This window comes from uncultured Porphyromonas sp. (assembly GCF_900541275.1).
Classification (GTDB): Bacteria; Bacteroidota; Bacteroidia; order Bacteroidales; family Porphyromonadaceae; genus Porphyromonas_A.
The window spans coordinates 111,489-129,669 of sequence record NZ_UQJH01000001.1; the positions used below are offsets into that span (position 1 = coordinate 111,489).

At 54.6% G+C, this 18,181-nt stretch carries 13 protein-coding genes and 1 tRNA gene; 1 reads left to right on the top strand and 13 read right to left on the bottom strand.

From position 1 onward, the window contains the following. Positions 1-7 precede the first annotated feature (7 nt). The 7 genes from QZR17_RS00420 to QZR17_RS00450 all read right to left on the bottom strand — a co-directional run bounded on the left by QZR17_RS00420 (position 8) and on the right by QZR17_RS00450 (position 8,953). A complete protein-coding gene (locus tag QZR17_RS00420) occupies positions 8-1,240 on the bottom strand; it encodes a GDSL-type esterase/lipase family protein (RefSeq protein WP_297126300.1) in 1,233 nt (410 codons plus the stop codon). A 5-nt stretch (positions 1,241-1,245) separates the two neighbouring features. Beyond that, a complete protein-coding gene (locus QZR17_RS00425; protein ID WP_297126302.1) occupies positions 1,246-2,796 on the bottom strand; it encodes a hypothetical protein in 1,551 nt (516 codons plus the stop codon). Positions 2,797-2,803: 7 nt separating this feature from the next. Then, positions 2,804-4,246 carry a Na+/H+ antiporter NhaA gene (nhaA, locus tag QZR17_RS00430; RefSeq protein ID WP_297126305.1) on the bottom strand — a complete coding sequence of 481 codons (1,443 nt, stop codon included), beginning with the start codon at positions 4,244-4,246 and terminating at the stop codon, positions 2,804-2,806. Between the two features lie 28 nt (positions 4,247-4,274). Beyond that, positions 4,275-5,384, bottom strand: a complete 1,110-nt coding sequence (locus QZR17_RS00435) for an Mrp/NBP35 family ATP-binding protein (protein ID WP_297126307.1) — start codon at positions 5,382-5,384, stop codon at positions 4,275-4,277. Between the two features lie 15 nt (positions 5,385-5,399). Then, a complete protein-coding gene (trmB, locus tag QZR17_RS00440; protein ID WP_297126309.1) occupies positions 5,400-6,182 on the bottom strand; it encodes a tRNA (guanosine(46)-N7)-methyltransferase TrmB in 783 nt (260 codons plus the stop codon). 295 nt (positions 6,183-6,477) lie between these two features. After that, positions 6,478-8,409, bottom strand: coding sequence for a molecular chaperone DnaK (gene dnaK, locus QZR17_RS00445; protein WP_297126314.1), 1,932 nt, complete (start codon positions 8,407-8,409; stop codon positions 6,478-6,480). Between the two features lie 274 nt (positions 8,410-8,683). Next, on the bottom strand, positions 8,684-8,953 hold the full coding sequence (locus QZR17_RS00450; RefSeq protein WP_297126315.1) for an HU family DNA-binding protein: 270 nt from the start codon (positions 8,951-8,953) through the stop codon (positions 8,684-8,686). Positions 8,954-9,327: 374 nt separating this feature from the next. Here QZR17_RS00450 and QZR17_RS00455 point away from each other — a divergent pair. Then, positions 9,328-9,400, top strand: a tRNA-His gene (locus QZR17_RS00455). Between the two features lie 111 nt (positions 9,401-9,511). Here QZR17_RS00455 and QZR17_RS00460 read toward each other — a convergent pair. The 6 genes from QZR17_RS00460 to groL all read right to left on the bottom strand — a co-directional run bounded on the left by QZR17_RS00460 (position 9,512) and on the right by groL (position 18,143). Beyond that, entirely contained in the window at positions 9,512-12,775 is a 3,264-nt protein-coding gene (locus QZR17_RS00460) for a S41 family peptidase (protein WP_297127131.1), read from the bottom strand. A gap of 58 nt (positions 12,776-12,833) precedes the next feature. After that, entirely contained in the window at positions 12,834-13,454 is a 621-nt protein-coding gene (locus QZR17_RS00465; protein ID WP_297126317.1) for a lysine exporter LysO family protein, read from the bottom strand. Then, positions 13,451-13,759, bottom strand: coding sequence for a LysO family transporter (locus tag QZR17_RS00470; protein WP_297126319.1), 309 nt, complete (start codon positions 13,757-13,759; stop codon positions 13,451-13,453). The genes QZR17_RS00465 and QZR17_RS00470 overlap by 4 nt, the downstream gene beginning before the upstream one ends. Before the next feature lie 195 nt (positions 13,760-13,954). Next, complete coding sequence (locus QZR17_RS00475; RefSeq protein WP_297126321.1) at positions 13,955-15,253, bottom strand: Cof-type HAD-IIB family hydrolase; 1,299 nt, start codon at positions 15,251-15,253, stop codon at positions 13,955-13,957. Between the two features lie 14 nt (positions 15,254-15,267). Then, positions 15,268-16,269 (bottom strand): 6-phosphofructokinase, encoded by a 1,002-nt coding sequence (gene pfkA, locus QZR17_RS00480; protein WP_296162730.1) that lies wholly within the window; start codon positions 16,267-16,269, stop codon positions 15,268-15,270. A gap of 248 nt (positions 16,270-16,517) precedes the next feature. Continuing rightward, the gene (gene groL, locus QZR17_RS00485; protein ID WP_070464628.1) at positions 16,518-18,143 is read right to left on the bottom strand and encodes a chaperonin GroEL; all 1,626 of its coding nucleotides are present in this window, start codon (positions 18,141-18,143) and stop codon (positions 16,518-16,520) included. Between the last annotated feature and the right edge of the window lie 38 nt (positions 18,144-18,181).

Consider the following 18,181-nt stretch of genomic DNA (forward strand, 5'->3'; position numbering starts at 1 on the left):
GGATGTGTTAGTTGATCATTACGCGGGAGCCGAGGTAGCGCTTATAGTCCTTAGCGAGAGCATCGGCTATGGAGTTTCCGAGGGATTTATAGCCCTCGGTGGTGAGGTGGATCCGGTCACCCTGGAGTAGCCCCTCGGAGACTAATCTGTCTGCTCCTCTCTCCCCGCCGAATATTTCGAATGTATCGATGTATCCAACGCCCAGAGCCTTTGCCTCCTCTACTATGGAGCGTGAGACCAGCTTGACATTGGGATTAGAAGCGGTCAGACCTCGACGGCGGGAGACATAGCACATGACCGGAGTGGATAGGACGATTTTAGCCTCCGGACAGCTTTTTCTCAATTGGTCGACAAGGCTTCTCACAGACGCCCTTACCGCTGATGAGTTGACACGCCCCATAGCATCGTTGGTACCGAGGGAGAGGATGATCAGGTCCGGCTTCAGCTTAGACAAGGAGCTGGTAAAGTGATCCTTCAGGTAGGTCTGGTAGGTAGCCCCATTGTGTCCCAGAGTATGCACGGTCACGCCCGGAGCCCGACTCTCTAGGCTCGCACCATAAAAGGTCGCTCCTGCCGGGATCACCAGCTTAGTAGATGTGACGCTGCGCTTAAGGTCGAGGGTATCCGTCTCGCAGAAGCCTGCGGTAAGGAGGGAGAATGGGCGTCGAGGCGAGTTGGACCAGTCTCCGGAGAGGGAGAAGGCTCTGTCATTGGGACTATGGAATACGATTACCCGGTCAAAACGGATCCCATCGCTCGTGGAGAGAGTCACCTCCTGAGGTCTGGAGACGATAGACCGCATCTCAATCCCTGTGGGACCTTCGCCTGCATAGGATCTGCGGGTGATCTGATCGGTGGTATATGTGCCCCGTCGTCCTTGTAGCCTCATATGGCGTGGCTCATTAGTACCCAGTATCCGGTAGGGGGCGATCAGTCCCGGTCCGGAGAGCCCAAACTGTCGGCCGAAGTATTCCCTGATCGGCATCGTGAAGAAACCCGCCTGTACATGCGAGTCGCCTAAGTGCAGGACGATGGTATGATCATCTCCGCCAGGTGTCGAGCATCTCTGCCATATGGGATCAAGGTAGCCACGAGGTGCTATCACCCGTACTGCACGCTCTTGTCTGTAGAGGTCATGCTGAGACTCCTGCTGAGCCTTCAGCAATGCCCCTGAGCCGAGCAACAACGGAACGATTGCCTGGAGTAGTAGGAAAAGGCGGATAGAGTAGTGAGACCGCATAAACTTCAGATGGAGTCCTTCTTTGCTGTGCCTTCTTGAGGAAATGTGGTCGGAGAGCTACTCTGCTGCTTCAGGGTGTCACTCTTGGCTTCTGCGCACTTTGCTCCCTTGCTTTTTGTCGGGAGGAGTGATTCCTCTAGGGGAGCCTCAGCTACCTGACGAGTCACTTGACCAATGGGACTCTCCACCAGGTCTTGTACCAGTCGCTTGGAGATCTCTCGACCACCTGCAGAGCTGAGGTGCGTATAGTCCTTTGCCGCCCAGCCCTTCGACACAAAGCTCCGTATCCCGCCCATCGATCGTATGGTGCCATAGGTATTGAAGAAAAGGGCGTGGTACTTCTTTGCTAATCGCTCCTGTATCTCTACCATTCGTGGCACGCCGGGAAGTGTGTAGACTTCGCCGTCATACTTCTGACCTCGGTCGGAGATAGAGATAATCAGGAAGATCGCCTCAGGATAGATATCATGGAGACATGAGAGCACCCGATCCATCCCCTTGTAGTAATAACCATAGTCATTATGGACGTCCTTGGGACTTACCACGTTGAGTCCATAGGAGAGGACGATCAAGTGGTAAGGTCGGATGCGATGGAGGTCCTCTGAGAGACTTAGGGAGACTGCCCCCAGCTGTAGACCAGAGGAGCCTCTCAGGCTCATATTATCCACTCGTACGCCTCTGTCTCCGTCCATACAGATACCATAGAGTCTGCTGCTCTCAGCCTTGGAAAAGTCGAGACGAAGCGACGATACCTGTCGTCCCACTTTCACACTATGCAGCCTGCCTCCCGTTGAGGGAAGAAGTATCTGCGTGGGTGCATCACCATTCACTGTGGAGCTTATCAGCAGGCTATCCTCCGATGTGTAGAGGAGAGTCGCTTGGTCGACCGGTTGCCTATTCTCGTAGATCACCTCTGCCTCGCCGACAGCCTGCTGGTAAGATCCTGTGATCAGGAAGTGGTTGCCACGCGGGTGCTTAAGGGCATTGTCATCCTCCCACGATCCTGAGAAGCGGTGCTTGATCGTCTGTCTAAAGCGTGCCGTGACGGATGTGAGCGGCACGTAGCCGACTCCTCCACCGCCATAGCGTGCCTGTAGAGCCTCGCGGAAGTGCTCGACTAATATATCTCCCTCGATGAAGGAGTCCCCGAGGAAAGCTACATTGACCTGGTGATCTCCCGCTTGCGTGAGGGTCTCTCTCAGTCGAGTGAGTGCTGATCCATCCGAGTAGTCGATCAGTCCCGCGGGGAGCAGTCCGGCAGAGATCGGCTCCATAACGCTGTCCACTTGCAGAGTGTCGGCTGTCACCTCGGCCTCCTCACGCTCGAGGCTGTCACGCCTCATCGCCTCTGCCAGCAGTGGGTCCTCTAGGGGTGTATCAGCCCCCTGAGCCACCTCTCCTCCCGGTGTGGGGAAGAGGTCGCTCAGAGGGTTGAACACCTTGACCCCAATGGAGGGAAAGAGCTCTCTGAGGGTAAGTGTTACCCCAAAGGCAAGTCCGGAAGCTGCGAGGAGGAGAAGTACGGACTTGAGTATCTGATGGTCTCCTCTACTCATCTATAAGTCACTTCTCTTCTAGGGTATGACTGGATTGGCCCCTGAGGTAAGCCTGATACTCTGGGCTGGCGGCACCACGTCCCTCCTTTACCTCCCTATTCAGGATAGTACGCATGTAGTAGTAAGCGATGAACCCGGAGATCAAGCTACCGAGCAGGATGCCGAGCTTGGCGTCATTGAGGTACTCAACACCGATATCGCCGAGCGATGCGGGGTATGCAAGAGTCGCTACAAAGAGTGATACGGTAAAGCCGATCCCGGCAAACATACCCACGCCCAGCAGGTTTCGCTTAGTCATACCGGGAGGGAAGCTGACCACACCAAGCTTTGTGAAGAGCCAAGTAAAGAGGAAAATACCGAGTGGCTTGCCGACCACGAGACCCAGCATCACTGCGAAGGGGACACCGCCTGCAAAGTCGCTCAGAGGCACATCGCCAAGGGCGATCCCGGCATTGGAGAAGGCGAAGAGTGGTAGCACGACATAATTCACGAAGGGGCTGATATTGACATTCATCCGCTGCACCGGACTCACCACCTTAGATGAGGTGTCGCGGATCTGAGTGAGTATGTCGAGCTGAGGAGCAGACATATAGACCCTATTCTTGCTATGCGACACAGGGTAGGTGTCGAAGTGTTGCCTTGCCACATTGATCTGATCCATCAGATCCTTCGGTACACCCATCGGGACGTAGGGCACGCAGAAGGCAAGCAGGACACCGGCGATCGTCGTGTGTATCCCACCATGGAGGAAGCAGAGCCACACGAGGAAGAACATAAGGTAGTAAAACCACTGCCTATACACCCCTTTCTGACCACAGAAACGGGTGAAGATCAGCAGTACTGCAGCGATCAGCAGCGGGAAGACAGCCAGTCCCCCTGAGTAGAAGATCGCAATGACAAGGATCCCTCCGATATCGTCCACGACGGCAAGAGCCATCAGGAATACCTTCAGCGTCGTGGGGACACGGCTACCGAGTAGACCGAGAGCAGCAAGGGAGAAGGCGATATCTGTCGACATCGGGATGGCGGCTCCTCTCAGCACGGTGGAGTTGCCGCTCTCCACGAGAGCGAAGCAGGCGACCGGTACCAACATACCGCCGATAGCTGCAAGGACCGGTAGGTTTGCTGTCTTGAAGTCCGATAGTGATCCGCCCACCATCTCGTGCTTGATCTCCAGTCCCACAGAGAAGAAGAAGAAACACATCAGGGCGTCGTTGATAAACTCCCCTATATTCATCGTCCTCCCGTGGTGGCTAAAGACCTGCCAGTCTCCTATCTGGAGGTTGATCGGTGTAGTTAGGAAGGAGAAGTAGTAGTCACTCCATGGTGAGTTGGCTAAGATGAGTGCCAGCACAGTGGCACCGAAGAGATAGACAGCGGGATTGACCCCCTTGAGGAAGCCGAGCATCGAGTTACCATCGCTTCGCCTATAGGAAGTGCGTTTAGTCATTTCGTTCTTGATATAGAGTATCTTGATGTTACTTATTGATCTTTACCTCATGAGTGGGAGGGAGTAGCTTATTGCGCTCCCCCACTGCTCCGATCATCCGCTCTGCCACGTGGCGGAATGCAAGCCCCGACACCGTCTCTCGGAGGGCAACCGGCTTCCCCTCGTCACCTCCCTCTCGTACGCTCTGCACAAGAGGGATCTGTCCTAGCAGCGTACTGCCAGTGAGCTCTGCCAGAGCCTCTCCACCGCCCTCTCCGAAGATGTGGTACCGATGATCCGGTAGCTCAGCAGGGGTAAACCACGACATATTCTCCACCACACCGAGGATCGGTACCGACACCTGATCCAGACGGAAGAGGTTGATCGCCTTGATCGCATCGTCTGTAGCTACGCTCTGTGGGGTAGTCACGATGACTGCCCCGGTGATGGGAAGCGTCTGTACCAGTGTCAGCTGTATGTCCGATGTACCGGGAGGCAGGTCGATGAGGAGATAGTCCAGCTCTCCCCAGTTGCCCTCGCGGATCAGCTGCCCGAGGGCATTGGATGCCATAGAGCCGCGCCAAGCAAGAGCTTGGTCGGAGTCGACAAAGTGTCCGATGGAGAGTGCCTTGACGCCATAGACCTCTGCCGGATGGATCAGCTCCTTGCCGTCCACCTCATCAAGCCAGGGCCTATACTCCTGCACCCCGAGCATACGGGGGATAGAGGGACCGAAGATATCCGCATCCAGCAGTCCCACGCTATACCCGAGTGCAGCCAATGACACAGCCAGGTTGGTGGTCACTGTGCTCTTTCCCACACCCCCCTTGCCGGAGGCGATAGCGATGATATTCTTGACACCCTGCAGGGGCGGCTCCTCGTTGGCAGTGGGGGTCGGCTCAGGGAATAGGGGAGTGATGTCCACCTCCAGGTCGGGAGAGATCTCTCGCTTCAGCGCCGCCTCAGCTGCCCTAAGGACACTCTTGTGGAAGGGGTCGCGGCTTTTCTTGAAGCGGATCGAGAGGGAGACCTTATTCTCCTCTATCCTGATATTGTCTTCCACCATTCCAGAGGCGACGATATCCGACTCCTCGCCAGGATATCGCACCTCCTTAAGTGCTTCCCGGATCAGTGCCGGGTATAGTGTGATATATGGCATCTCTATTCTTACGATTTATTCTTCTTTGCTTCCTTTGCCCACCACCTCTGACCTCCGGGACCGACCAAAGCTCCTATAGCTGTCCTGCTCGATCTCCACCTCTGGCTCGATAGGCTCATCCGGTAGGTGATCCAGTAGCAGTCGGAGGTACTTGATCGAGATCCCTCGAGCGATCCACTGCTGCTCGTAGTACGTCTGGATCGTCCGAAGAGGGGAGTCAGCGGTGGCCTCGCTACCCACGTCTGTCATTCGCTTATCGATTGTCAGACCATTGACCTCAGCCACGGCCTCGGTGTAGCTAAAGAGAAACTGCGAGTCGGTCTTCAGGTGAAGCACTGACGGCTCTGCCAGGATCTGACGATACATAGTCAGAAATCGGGGTGAGGTAAGTCGACGCCTGCTCTTACGCATCTGCGGGTCGGGGAAGGTAAGCCATATCTCAGATATCTCCCCCGGAGCAAAAAAAGTGTCCAAAAACTCGATCTCAGCTCTTAGGAAGCAAACATTCTCCAGTCCCTCCTCGTCCGCAGCCTTGGCTCCGGCCCAGAGACGATTCCCCTTGATGTCCATTCCGATGAAGTTGTGGTCGCGATAGGTCCGACCGAGCTCTACGGTATACTCACCTCTACCACAGCCGAGCTCCAGTACGATGGGAGCACCATTGTGGAAGACCTCATCAGACCAATGCCCCTTGTGGGGAAAGGTCATCCCCTCCCTCCGAAGTGTCTCGAAGGGGTACTGCAGGACGTTGGTCAGCCGGTCGATCTCGGCAAATTTCTCAAGCTTGCTTTTGCTCATTCTCCTTTAAGGGCAAATTACGAATGTGTAAAGGTACCAAAATAGCGGGTCTTGAGCTTGAGAGAAAGGGCAGGTCCTTACTTACTTCTGATCCGAAATCCTCAGAGCGCGATCTAATACCGATATTAGCTCACAGCTTTACCGATATTAGACGCGACTAATATCGGTAATAGATTTGTCCTCTCGTTATCACACAAAAAAAGACCCACAGGCGGAAACCTGTAGGTCTTTTGACTTAAGGGATGAGCTGAAGTTAAATCACCTCAGATCCCTCTCTAAGGGAAAAGGCTGACTATCACACCTCCTCGAAGTCAGCATCCTTGACATCTCCCTCGCCGGTGTTGTCCGTGGAGGAGTTGTCTCCGGCAGTGGGGCCTGAGGTGGCCTGCTGACCAGCGCCCGAGGCACCCTGCTGACTATCAGCACCCTGCTGGCCATACATCTGAGCCGAGAGACCCTGGAAGATTGTATTCAACTCCTCCATTGCTGAGTCAATGCCGGCAATGTCCTGAGCCTTGTGCGCCTCCTTAAGCTTGCTGAGTGAAGCCTCGATCTTGGACTTCTCATCCGCAGGGATCTTGTCACCAAGATCCTTGAGCTGATTCTCAGTCTGGAAGATTACACTGTCGGCCTGATTGAGCTTATCGATCTTCTCCTTCTCCTTCTTATCGTTGTCGGCATTGGCCTCTGCCTCTGCCTTCATACGATCGATCTCCTCCTGAGAAAGACCACTGGAGGCCTCGATGCGGATCTTCTGCTCCTTGCCGGTCCCCTTGTCGCGAGCAGACACGTTGACGATACCATTGGCATCGATGTCGAAGGTCACCTCGATCTGAGGCACGCCACGCTTGGCAGGGAGGATGCCATCAAGATTGAATTTTCCGAGCGACTTATTGTCCTTCGCCATTGGGCGCTCGCCCTGGAGCACGTGGATCTCTACGGAGGGCTGGTTGTCAGCTGCGGTGGTGAAGACCTGAGACTTCTTGGTCGGGATAGTGGTATTGGCATCGATCAGCCGCGTCATCACACCGCCCATAGTCTCGATACCGAGAGAGAGTGGGGTGACATCGAGTAGGAGGACATCCTTCACATCTCCGCTGAGTACACCACCCTGGATAGCAGCACCGAGTGCGACGACCTCATCGGGGTTGACTCCCTTGGAGGGCTCTTGGTTGAAGAGCTTCTTCACCAGATCCTGGATAGCAGGGATACGGGTTGATCCACCCACGAGGATGACATCATTAATGTCTGAGGCAGAGAGGCCTGCGTCTGCCAGTGCCTTATTCACCGGCTCGATGCATCGCTGGATGATGTTGTGGCAGAGCTGCTCAAACTGAGCCCTTGTCAGGGTCTTCACCAAGTGCTTTGGTACATTATCCACAGAGGTAATGTAGGGGAGGTTGATCTCCGTCGAGGTGGTGCTGGAGAGCTCGATCTTTGCCTTCTCGGCGGCGTCCTTGAGGCGCTGCAGAGCCATCGGATCCTTGCGGAGATCGACATTCTCAGTGCTGAGGAAGTCGTCGGCCAGCCAGTCCATGATGGCGTGATCGAAGTCGTCACCACCGAGGTGGGTGTCTCCATTGGTACTCTTCACCTCGAAGACCCCGTCGCCCAGCTCAAGGATGGAGATATCGAACGTACCGCCACCTAAGTCAAAGACGGCAATATTCATATCCTTGTTGCTCTTGTCGAGACCATATGCAAGGGCAGCGGCAGTCGGCTCATTGACGATACGACGCACGTTGAGCCCAGCGATCTCACCGGCCTCCTTGGTGGCCTGTCGCTGAGAGTCACTGAAGTAAGCAGGTACAGTGATGACCGCCTCCGTCACTGCCTCGCCGAGGTAGTCCTCAGCTGTCTGCTTCATCTTCTGGAGGATCATAGCGGAGATCTCCTGAGGCGTGTACATCTGACCATTGATATCTACCTGAGGCAGGTCATTGCCACTCGACACGACCTTGTAGGGCATACGAGATGCCTCTTTCTCTATCTGGGAATATCTCTCACCCATGAAGCGCTTGATAGAGTAGACTGTGTTTTGAGGATTGGTGATTGCCTGACGCTTGGCAGGGTCTCCCACCTTGCGCTCACCACCATCCACAAAGGCGACCACGCTCGGTGTGGTCCTTTTGCCCTCGCTATTTGTAATCACGACGGGCTCCTTATTCTCGAGTACAGCCACACAGGAGTTGGTTGTACCTAAGTCGATTCCGATAATCTTTCCCATTGTATCTTGTATATGAAATTAGTTTGTTGTCTATTAGTCAGTATCGTCCTCTCGCGGTGAGAGGTCTGCACCCTCATATGTACAAACCCTATGCCAAGTCTGTCTACGAGTAACTGATGGCGGTACAATGTGTCACGTCGGTAGGCGTTTTGCAATCCCCTGAGGCAGGTATGATACAAGATATGGCGGGTGTCGGACCACTTGGTCTGACACCCGCCATAAACTTAAGCGCAGAGGGAAGTGCTTCCCCTCCACTATCTCAAGGGGATCTGGATCACTTCTTGAGGTCGAGTCCGGAGCCGGCCTTGAACTTTACAGACTTGCGAGCAGCGATGTGCATCTTCTTGCCAGTCTGAGGGTTGATACCAGTACGAGCAGCACGCTCGCTGGTGGAGAATGTGCCAAATCCGATGATGGTCACCTTCTCGTCCTTCTTCATAGCCTCTGCGACAACGTCGCAGAAAGCATTAACAGCCTTCTTGGCATCAGCCTTGGTGAGCTCAGCCTTCTGGGCAACTGCCTCAATGAATTCGGTCTTGTTCATGGTAAAGTAATATGGTTATAAAACGTGTAAAAAAATGATGCTTATGTAAGTAGTAGGGAGCCGGACTGCTAACGCACTCAATGTGAAATCCCTTCTACATGCTCAAATGTAGGAACTTTTATTGAAATACAATATAAATCATCACAAAAAGGACGTCGAAATCGCTTTTTCGTCCCATTTATCAGTCCTACTATGCCATTTTGTGTGATAAAGATGACAATATCGGACTTTACTATCTGCATATCCGTCTGCTGATAAGCCCTGAAATAGACCGCTAAGGCACCCCCCCTGAGGGTGGTATGGTCTATTGCAGGGTTAGAAATTATGTCGTACCTTTGCGTTACACTTCTGGGAGGGCTTTCAGAGGTGATATGGTGCCCATAGCTCAGTTGGTAGAGCGCTGGATTGTGGTTCCAGATGTCGAGAGTTCGAACCTCTTTGGGCACCCTACTGAGACTTTACATTCGTTTGTAGAGTCTCTTTTTTTGCTTCTGACAAAATACAGAGTGGCAGCGTCTCGGAATGAGGCGCTGCCACTCTGCTTTACGCTGTAGCTCCTTACTTCTTGGCGGAGTCTACTCTCTGGATGAGGTCATCGATGGCTGCCTTGAGCTGGAGGTCATTGTCGGTGAGGAAGTCTTCGGGGGAGTTGTAGACTGTGATCTCAGGATAGATGGCACGATTCTCTCGGGGTAGGTTGTCCGTCCCGGTCATCGTCACCTGTGGGATACCGAAGACGAGATCTTCATTGACCTGCGTCTCCCACCATACGGCAGTCATGGTGCCGGCAACGGGGGTGCCGACCAGCTTGCCGAGCTTCAGAGTCTGGTAGGTCCATGGGGTCCCGTATGCATCGGAGTAGTTGTCCTCGCTCACCAGCATATTGGACGGCTTGTACCACTGCATAAAGGGCTCTGAGCCGATGTACTGCCCTCTCGGCTGGAAGCGTGCGTACTCCTTACCGCTCAGCAGGATCGCTACATCATTGTGCAGCCAGCCACCGCCATTGTGACGTGTGTCCACGACGATCGCATCGCAGCCGCGGTACTTACCCAGCATCTTGCTGAATACCCGACGGAAGGATTCGCTATCCATTCCCTCGATGTGGACATAGCCGACACGACCATTGCTCCACTTCTCGGTGAGAGCTGCCCGGCGGTCTACCCAGCGGTCGTACAGGAGAGAGGACTCCTTACCGAGTGAGATGGGGACGACAGACTCCTCGACCTCCTTGCCACTCTCGTCCCTGAGGGTCACGACCGTACGCTGTCCGGTGAGACCATTCAGGTAATGCTCGATCGGAAGGTCCTTGGAGATGGTGGTGCCATTGATCTTGAGGACGATGACGCCCGGCTTGGCAATTGACTTGGCGCGGTCGAAGGGACCACCCACGATCACCTCCGCGATCTTAGCTCCCTCGCCTTCGTAGCTGTCGTCGTAGAAGAGTCCGAGTGAAGCGGTCCGAATGGTGGACGCACCACCGAAGTAACGCATACCGGTGTGGGAGCCATTGAGCTCTCCGAGGAGCTCGCTGCAGAGCTCGGCGAAGTCATAGTTGTTATTGATGAAGGGCAGGATCTTCCTATAGCTGTCGGAGTAGCCCCTCCAGTCTACGCCATGGAGATTAGCGTCGTAGAACTTATTCTCCACCTGGCGAACCATATGGTCGTAGATGTATTCCCGCTCCTTAGCTGGGGAGTACTCAAAGCGTGCAGAGTAGGTAAGGGGAGTGATGTCCCTGCCCTCGATCTTCTTGAAGCCATTATAGCCAAAGAGGTAGAGGGTCTTCCCATCCTTGCTCATTTCCAGAGAGCCGCTGCCGGTGTCGCCGACGATCTCCTTAGTCTCCTTCTCTGCGAGGTCGAGACAGTAAAGGTTGGTCGTACCGTCGAAGGAGGCGAGGTAGTAGAACTTGTCTCCCTCCGGAGTCACGGCGAAGTCAGACTGAGAGCCACTCGTACGGGTGATGCGGACGATACGCTTATCTCGATTGGAGAAGTCGAAGACGAGAGGCTTTACCTTGTCCTCATCCTTGCTCTTCTTCTTCTTTCCCTTTTTCTTCTTGTCCTTTTCGCTCTTGTCTGCACTCTCCTTCTTCTCGTCCTTGTCCTTCAGGAGCACCTCCCGCTCCTCCTTGTCGAGTAGGAAGCGGTCGTATGCGTCCTGATCAAGGAACATCAGGTAGATGTCCGTCTGAGAGCCCCAGGAGCCGTGGCTGCGGTAGCCGGCGTAGTCACAGTAGTAGGCGATGGCTTTTCCGTCAAGGACAAAGCGTGCACCGATGGCATTGTATCCGGTCTCGGTGAGATTGACCAGCTCACCAGTACCATCCGCCTTGACGAGAGCAACATCGGCGTTATTCCAGCCACCATTGCCCATAAAGTTGGTCAGGATGTACCTAGAGTCGGGACTCCAGGTAAACCACTGGTCTCCATCGGAGTAGGAGTAGTTGTACTTCTTATTAAGCACCTCGGTGCTCTTCCCGCTGGCAAGGTCGAGACAGTACACTGCCGCACGATCCCTTAGGTAGGCGATCTTCTTGCCATCGGGGCTGAAGACCGGCTGGAAGGCAGGCACCTCCTTCTCGTGGGTTAGCTTCTTCTCCTCCAGCTCGGTAGCGTAGGTAAAGGTCTTCTCATCAGGGCGCTTGATGGTGGTCTGATAGAGATTCCACTGATCCTCACGCTCTGAGGAGTAGACGAGGGTCCGCCCATCGGGGCTGAAGGTCAGGTCACGCTCCTGCTCCGGAGTATTGGTGATCCGCTTCGTGGTGCCGTACTCAATATTGGCGACGTAGACATCACCGTGGACGATGAAGGCGTACTCCTTGTCATTGGGAGAGAGCTTTGCTTCTGAAGCCCCGCTTCTGTAGGCCACATAGAGTTTCTCCTGCTTGCTGTTGTCGGCAATTACCTGCACCGGAAGCTGCTTGGCCTCTCCGCCCTTGGGCATGTAGTAGAGCCGGCCATTCCAGGAGAAGGCGATGTTGCCACTATTGTCCATTGAGAGGTTGCGGACCGGGTGCTTCTTAAAGTTGGTCAGCTGGGTCGGGCGGGTCGGGTCAGCGAGAGTGGCACGGTAGACATTGAAGTTACCATCCCGCTCACTCAGGAAGAGGAAAGCCTCCTCGCCCGGGAGCCAGATGGCATTGCGATCCTCGCCCTCGAAGGCAGTGATCTTGGCATACTTGCCCATATTGCCATCCGGAGTCCACATCCATATATCTCTGGCGACGGGAGACTTGTGATGCTTCCTTAGAGGATCCTCGTAGCCCTTGAAGTCGGTAAAGAGGATCCGTCCATCGGTGCGATTGATCGACGGCATCTTCATCGTAAATGCAGAGAAGAGGTGTGGCCGCCCACCTGTGGTCTTGATCCGGTAGACCTGAGAGAAGGAGCCACCGGGGAAGATGCCCGACTCCTTAGTGGTGCGATAGCCACACTCGTAGAGGATGGTCTCGTTGTCTAAGAAGGCGACCGGCGTTTGTGTCTTGCCATTGATGTAGGTCAGCTTCCTTGCCTGACCGCCCTGACGGGAGGTGAGATAGACGTGGAAGGTGCCAAACTCTCGGTCGGACGAGAAGGCGATGCTCTGTCCATCAGGGCTCCAGACCGGTGCCGTGTCGTACGCAGGATTGGACGTGATCTGTGTAGCGATGCCACCGCTCACCGGTACAGTGAAGATATCCCCTTGGTAGGTAAAGGCGACTACCTTTCCATCGGGGCTGAGGGCGGTGTTCCTGATCCATCCCGCATCCTCCGCCTGTCCCAGGGCGGCAAGGGGGGCTGCCAGTGTCAGGAAGGACACTGCAAGCAGCTTCATGGTTTTGTCCATAAATTTGAAGTAATATTGAATGTAATAAAAGAAGTCAGATCGTTTTTCAGATCACGTAGATGAGCTCACAGAAAAATCCCACCAGCACAGGCACCAAGATATTTGTTACTATGCCGTGGAAGATAGAGGGGATCGTGTAGCTGGCACCTACAGACTTCTGCACCACAGGTAGACAGACGTCAGCGCTGTTGGCTCCGCAGAGAGAGATCGACGCCATAGGTCCGATCTTCTTTCCTAAGAGAGGGACCATCAGGAGAGCGGTCGCCTCTCGTATGATATTTGAGATCAGGGCGACAGTCGCGAGTGAGGCAGCACCATAGGATCCGATGATGATACTCGAGAGAGAGTACCACCCGAGACCAGCACCAATGGCGGCACCCTCCAGCCCAGTGATGTTGGGAGTAAATAGGGTCATAAAGGCGGCTCCGGAGATGCTACCGATGCAGGTGAAGACGGGAAGCGTCCAGATGATCCACGGCATCTTGAGCATAAGCTTCACTTTCTCCATATCGGTACCTAAGTTTAGCCCGATGACGAAGAGGAGGATGTAGATCACAAACATTGAGGTCCGTGAGTCGAGTAGGATCGCGGGGACGTTGTCTCCCATAAAGTATCCTACAAGTCCGCCGCCGATGAGGCAGGCAAAGATGATCAGACTGTCTTTCATTGCTTATGTGATGGCTGATTTTTCTTTTCCATATACTTCCCGATGAATCGCCACATCCCCCATCCGAGTAGGACGCTACAGATCACTGCCCCGATAGTGAGTAAGAGGGCTGAGATACCGATCTGGCCGAGCGAATTGATCGCATCGTGGTCGTTGCCAATCTCAATACCAAGCAGGAAGAGAAGGATGCAGATAATGACGGAGGAGAGCCAAGAGGGGACTGTGAGCCTCTTGGATCGTCGGTTGATCAGTGCCCCGATGAGCATGCCGACCGCAAATGAAGCAACGATGATGATCGTGTCCATATCATTACAAGTAAAGTTTGTAGCACCCTTTTGCGGCACCATATCCGAGCCCGGGGAGAGGGGGAGGCGAAGGCACGCTTAAGGATGCATGCGTAGATGTGCTTAAGAGCTACGCGACTGAGCTATTCTAAATCAAAGGTTGCAAAGAGCCATAGACCCTTTGCGACGGTCAAATGTACTAAAAGAAACGAAAAACTACCGCTTGTGCAGGATGCTATTGAGTACACGGACAGAGGAGACAAGGGTCCCCATCTCTGTGTAAATCTCCACATCCCAGAGGTGAGTCGAGCGTCCGCGGTGGATGATCTTTGCCTTTGCTGTCAGTGTATTGCCGAGCCGGGCTGAGTGCACGTGGCTACCACTCACCTGCATTCCCACCATCGTCTCATCCTGGCTCAGCAGGTAGACCGACCCGTAACCGGCTATTGTCTCAGCGAGAGCGAGGGAGGCACCGCCATGGAGGATCCCCATAGGCTGGCAGGTGCGTCGGTCGACAGGCATCGTACACTCCACGTAGCCCTCCTCGAGGAGCGTGCACTTCATCCCGAGTGTCTCCATGAGGGTATCCTTCTGCATCGCATTGATGAAGTCCACCTCAGGATGCGCAGCGGACTGCTCCGGATGCAATACATATTTATTAAGTAGGTGCTGGATCCCCTCCTCCATATTGGAGGTAGTGACGTAGTCGGCCACCTGCTTGACCATCTCATTGGCATTAGCCATCGCCACTCCCAGTCCGGCAGCCTGGAGCATCGGGATGTCGTTATTGGCATCACCGACAGCGATCACCTGGCTTCGCTCGATCCCCATCTCGGACATGAGGAAGCTGAGCGCCTTCCCCTTGTCCACGTAGGGACTCATCGCCTCGATGAAGGTCGGACCGGAGAGGATCGCATTAAGCTTTCCCCTAAATCGCTCCTGCAGCTCTATAGCTAGCTTGCCGATCACCTCTGGGTCGCCGGCGATGCCACACTTGTAGGGGTCTCTCACAAGTGCTTCTTTGAGGTTGGGCACCTGGCGTATCGGCATCCCATTGTCGACCTGGCTCTCCTGGCGGACATAGGGGCTGTCAGCATCCTCGGTGATGATCTCGTGGCGGGTGTAGGTCATCATCGTCACGGTGTACCCCTTGAGGAAGTCGTAGAGCTCTCCGACCGTCTCCCGTGAGATGGTCGACCGGGTGAGGACATCGTTGTCGATGCACGAGGTGATCTTGGCACCATTGTAGGAGATAATATACCCTCCATACTTCGCAAGCTGGAGCTGATCCGCAATATGCTCGCAACCAAAGGTCGGTCTCCCCGACACTAAAGCGACGGTCATGCCCATCTCGAGGATCTCTCGGATGGCATTGGCTGTGGCAGGGGTGATCTGCTTGTCGTCCGTCACTAACGTACCATCGAGGTCGACGGCAAAGAGGAGGTACTTCAGAGGATCTCTTGTAGAGCTATACTTGGGGTTAAGTATGCGTGGTGTCTTGGCCGATGCTGGCATAGGTTATGTGAGATTTATAGTGATAGTATATTGAGCACTCGGTAGTCCTCCTCGCTGATCGTCTTGGCACCCTTGATGGCACTGGAGAATGGGATGTAGACGACCCTATTGTCTCGGATACCGACCATAATATTGCGCTGTCCATCGAGGAGTGCATCGACAGCAGCGACCCCTAAGCGACTGGCTAAGATACGGTCGCCTGCGACAGGACTGCCACCGCGCTGGATGTGCCCAAGGATCACGGCCCGAGCCTCCCACTGAGGGTGCGACTCGTGGATCCTCTCGATTAGTGCCTGAGCGCCTCCGGTGGCGGGACTCTCGGCCACGAGGACGATAGCAGAGTTCTTTGTCTTCCGGAACCCATTCTCGACCATCCAGTTCATCTGATCCATTGAGCTCTTAAACTCCGGTATCACCGCTACCTCGGCTCCGCTGGCGATGGCACCATTGAGTGCTAAAAAACCCGCATCACGTCCCATCACCTCTACGATGAAGAGGCGGTTGTGCGAGCTGGCTGTGTCGCGTAGCTTGTCGACTGCGTCCATGATCGTATTGAGGGCTGTGGCGTAGCCTATCGTCTGATCGGTCCCACCGAGGTCGTTGTCGATTGTCCCGGGGATGCCTACTATAGGGTAATTGTGGTCACTGGCAAACTTCCGGGCGCCGCTCAGGGAGCCATCGCCACCGATCACCACCAGGGCATCTATCCCGTGCTTGACAAGATTGTCGTATGCCAGCTGGCTCCCCTCATCGGTCATAAATTCCTTGCAGCGTGCGGTCTTGAGGAAGGTGCCTCCCCTCTGGATAATGTTGCTGACATCCTCAGTAGCTAGCTCCTTGATCTCATCGTCAATGAGCCCCTTGTACCCTTGGTAGATACCATACACCTTGATTCCATTGTAGATGGCGGTACGCGTTACCGCACGGATGGCGGGATTCATCCCCGGTGCATCGCCTCCGGAGGTAAGCACCCCGATGGCCCTGATATTACCTGTGGCTGTGATCGAATTGTCCATATTACTCCTATAAAATAATTCTAATGACAAATGTAATCAGAAGTGGCCAATAAAGTGGACTTTTCGTGGTGCGAGCTCAGGTTAAGTTCGCCAGAAGACCGATTGATCCGGCTCACGCTATAACCTTTTGGTGCCTTGATTACTTTTCCCGGACCTACGGGATACTAAAAAGGCTACTGACCACTGAGGGTCGGCAGCCTTTTCAAACTTATCTGTACTGAACCGACTTAGGCTCAGTCAGGGCGATATTACATCCCCTGAGGCATCCCTGCGGCAGGATTCATAGCAGGCTCATCCTCCTTGATGTCGGTGATCACACACTCTGTGGTGAGGAACATGCCTGCGATGGAGGCAGCATTCTCAAGGGCGACACGTGATACCTTGGTCGGGTCGATGACACCGGACTCACGGAGGTTCTCGAAGCGATCCTCGCGTGCATTGTATCCAAAGTCACCCTCCGACTCGCGGACCTTCTGTACCACTACAGCGCCCTCCTTGCCAGCGTTGGCGACGATCTGGCGCAGTGGCTCCTCAATAGCGCGGCAGATGATATCGATACCTGTCTGCTCATCGTCATTGGCACCCTTGAGGCCCTCGAGAGCCTTCTGAGCACGGATGTAGGCGACACCACCGCCGGGGACAGTTCCCTCCTCAATGGCGGCTCGAGTTGCGCTCAGGGCGTCATCGACGCGGTCTTTCTTCTCCTTCATCTCCACCTCACTCGGGGCGCTGACGTAGAGGACAGCTACTCCACCGGCGAGCTTTGCGAGACGCTCCTGGAGCTTCTCACGGTCGTAGTCGGAGGTGGTAGCCTCGATCTGATTGCGGAGCTGGCTGACACGATTTGCGAGAGCATCCTTGTCTCCCTTGCCACCTACGATGGTGGTATGGTCCTTGTCCACGCTGATCTTCTCGGCACTTCCGAGCATATCAGCGGTAGCGTTCTCGAGCTTGAGACCGACTTCCTCGCTCACCACAGTGGCACCGGTAAGGATGGCGATATCCTCAAGCATCTGCTTACGGCGGTCACCATAGCCGGGAGCCTTGACAGCAGCGATCTGGAGGATGCCACGGAGCTTATTCACCACGAGGGTGGCGAGTGCCTCGCTCTCAACGTCTTCAGCAATGATCAGTAGCGGACGACCACTCTGAGACACCTTCTCGAGGATGGGAAGGATATCCTTGATGTTGCTGATCTTCTTGTCGTAGATCAGGATGTAGGGGTTGTCAAACTCCGTCAGCATCTTGTCCGTGTCGGTCACGAAGTAAGGGGAAATGTAGCCTTTGTCGAATTGCATTCCCTCAACGACATCGACATAGGTCTCCATACCCTTAGCCTCCTCGACGGTGATGACGCCCTCCTTCTTGACCTTACCAAAGGCCTCAGCGATCAGCTTGCCGATCTCCTCGTCGCCATTGGCAGAGAGGGTGGCAACGTACTCGACCTTCTTCAGATCGGTGCCTACCTCCACGCTCTGTTTCTTAAGATCCTCGACGATGACCTTGACAGCCTTGTCAATACCCCTCTTGATCTCCAGCGGTGCAGCACCGGCAGCGACGTTCTTAAGTCCTACGCTGATGATGCTCTGAGCGAGGACGGTGGCGGTGGTGGTCCCGTCTCCGGCGTCGTCATTGGTCTTGGAGGCTACCTCCTTGACCAGCTGGGCACCCATATTCTCGTACGGATCCTCCAGCTCGATCTCCTTAGCTACGGACACACCATCCTTAGTGATGTGAGGAGCGCCAAACTTGCGATCCAAGATCACGTTGCGTCCCTTAGGTCCGAGAGTTGTCTTAACCGCATCGGAGAGCTTGTCGACACCATCCTTCAGGAGGGTCCTTGCCTCAGTGCTGTACTTGATTTGCTTAGCCATATAGTGTTGTGATTTGATTCTTTTTGATGTTTCTATGA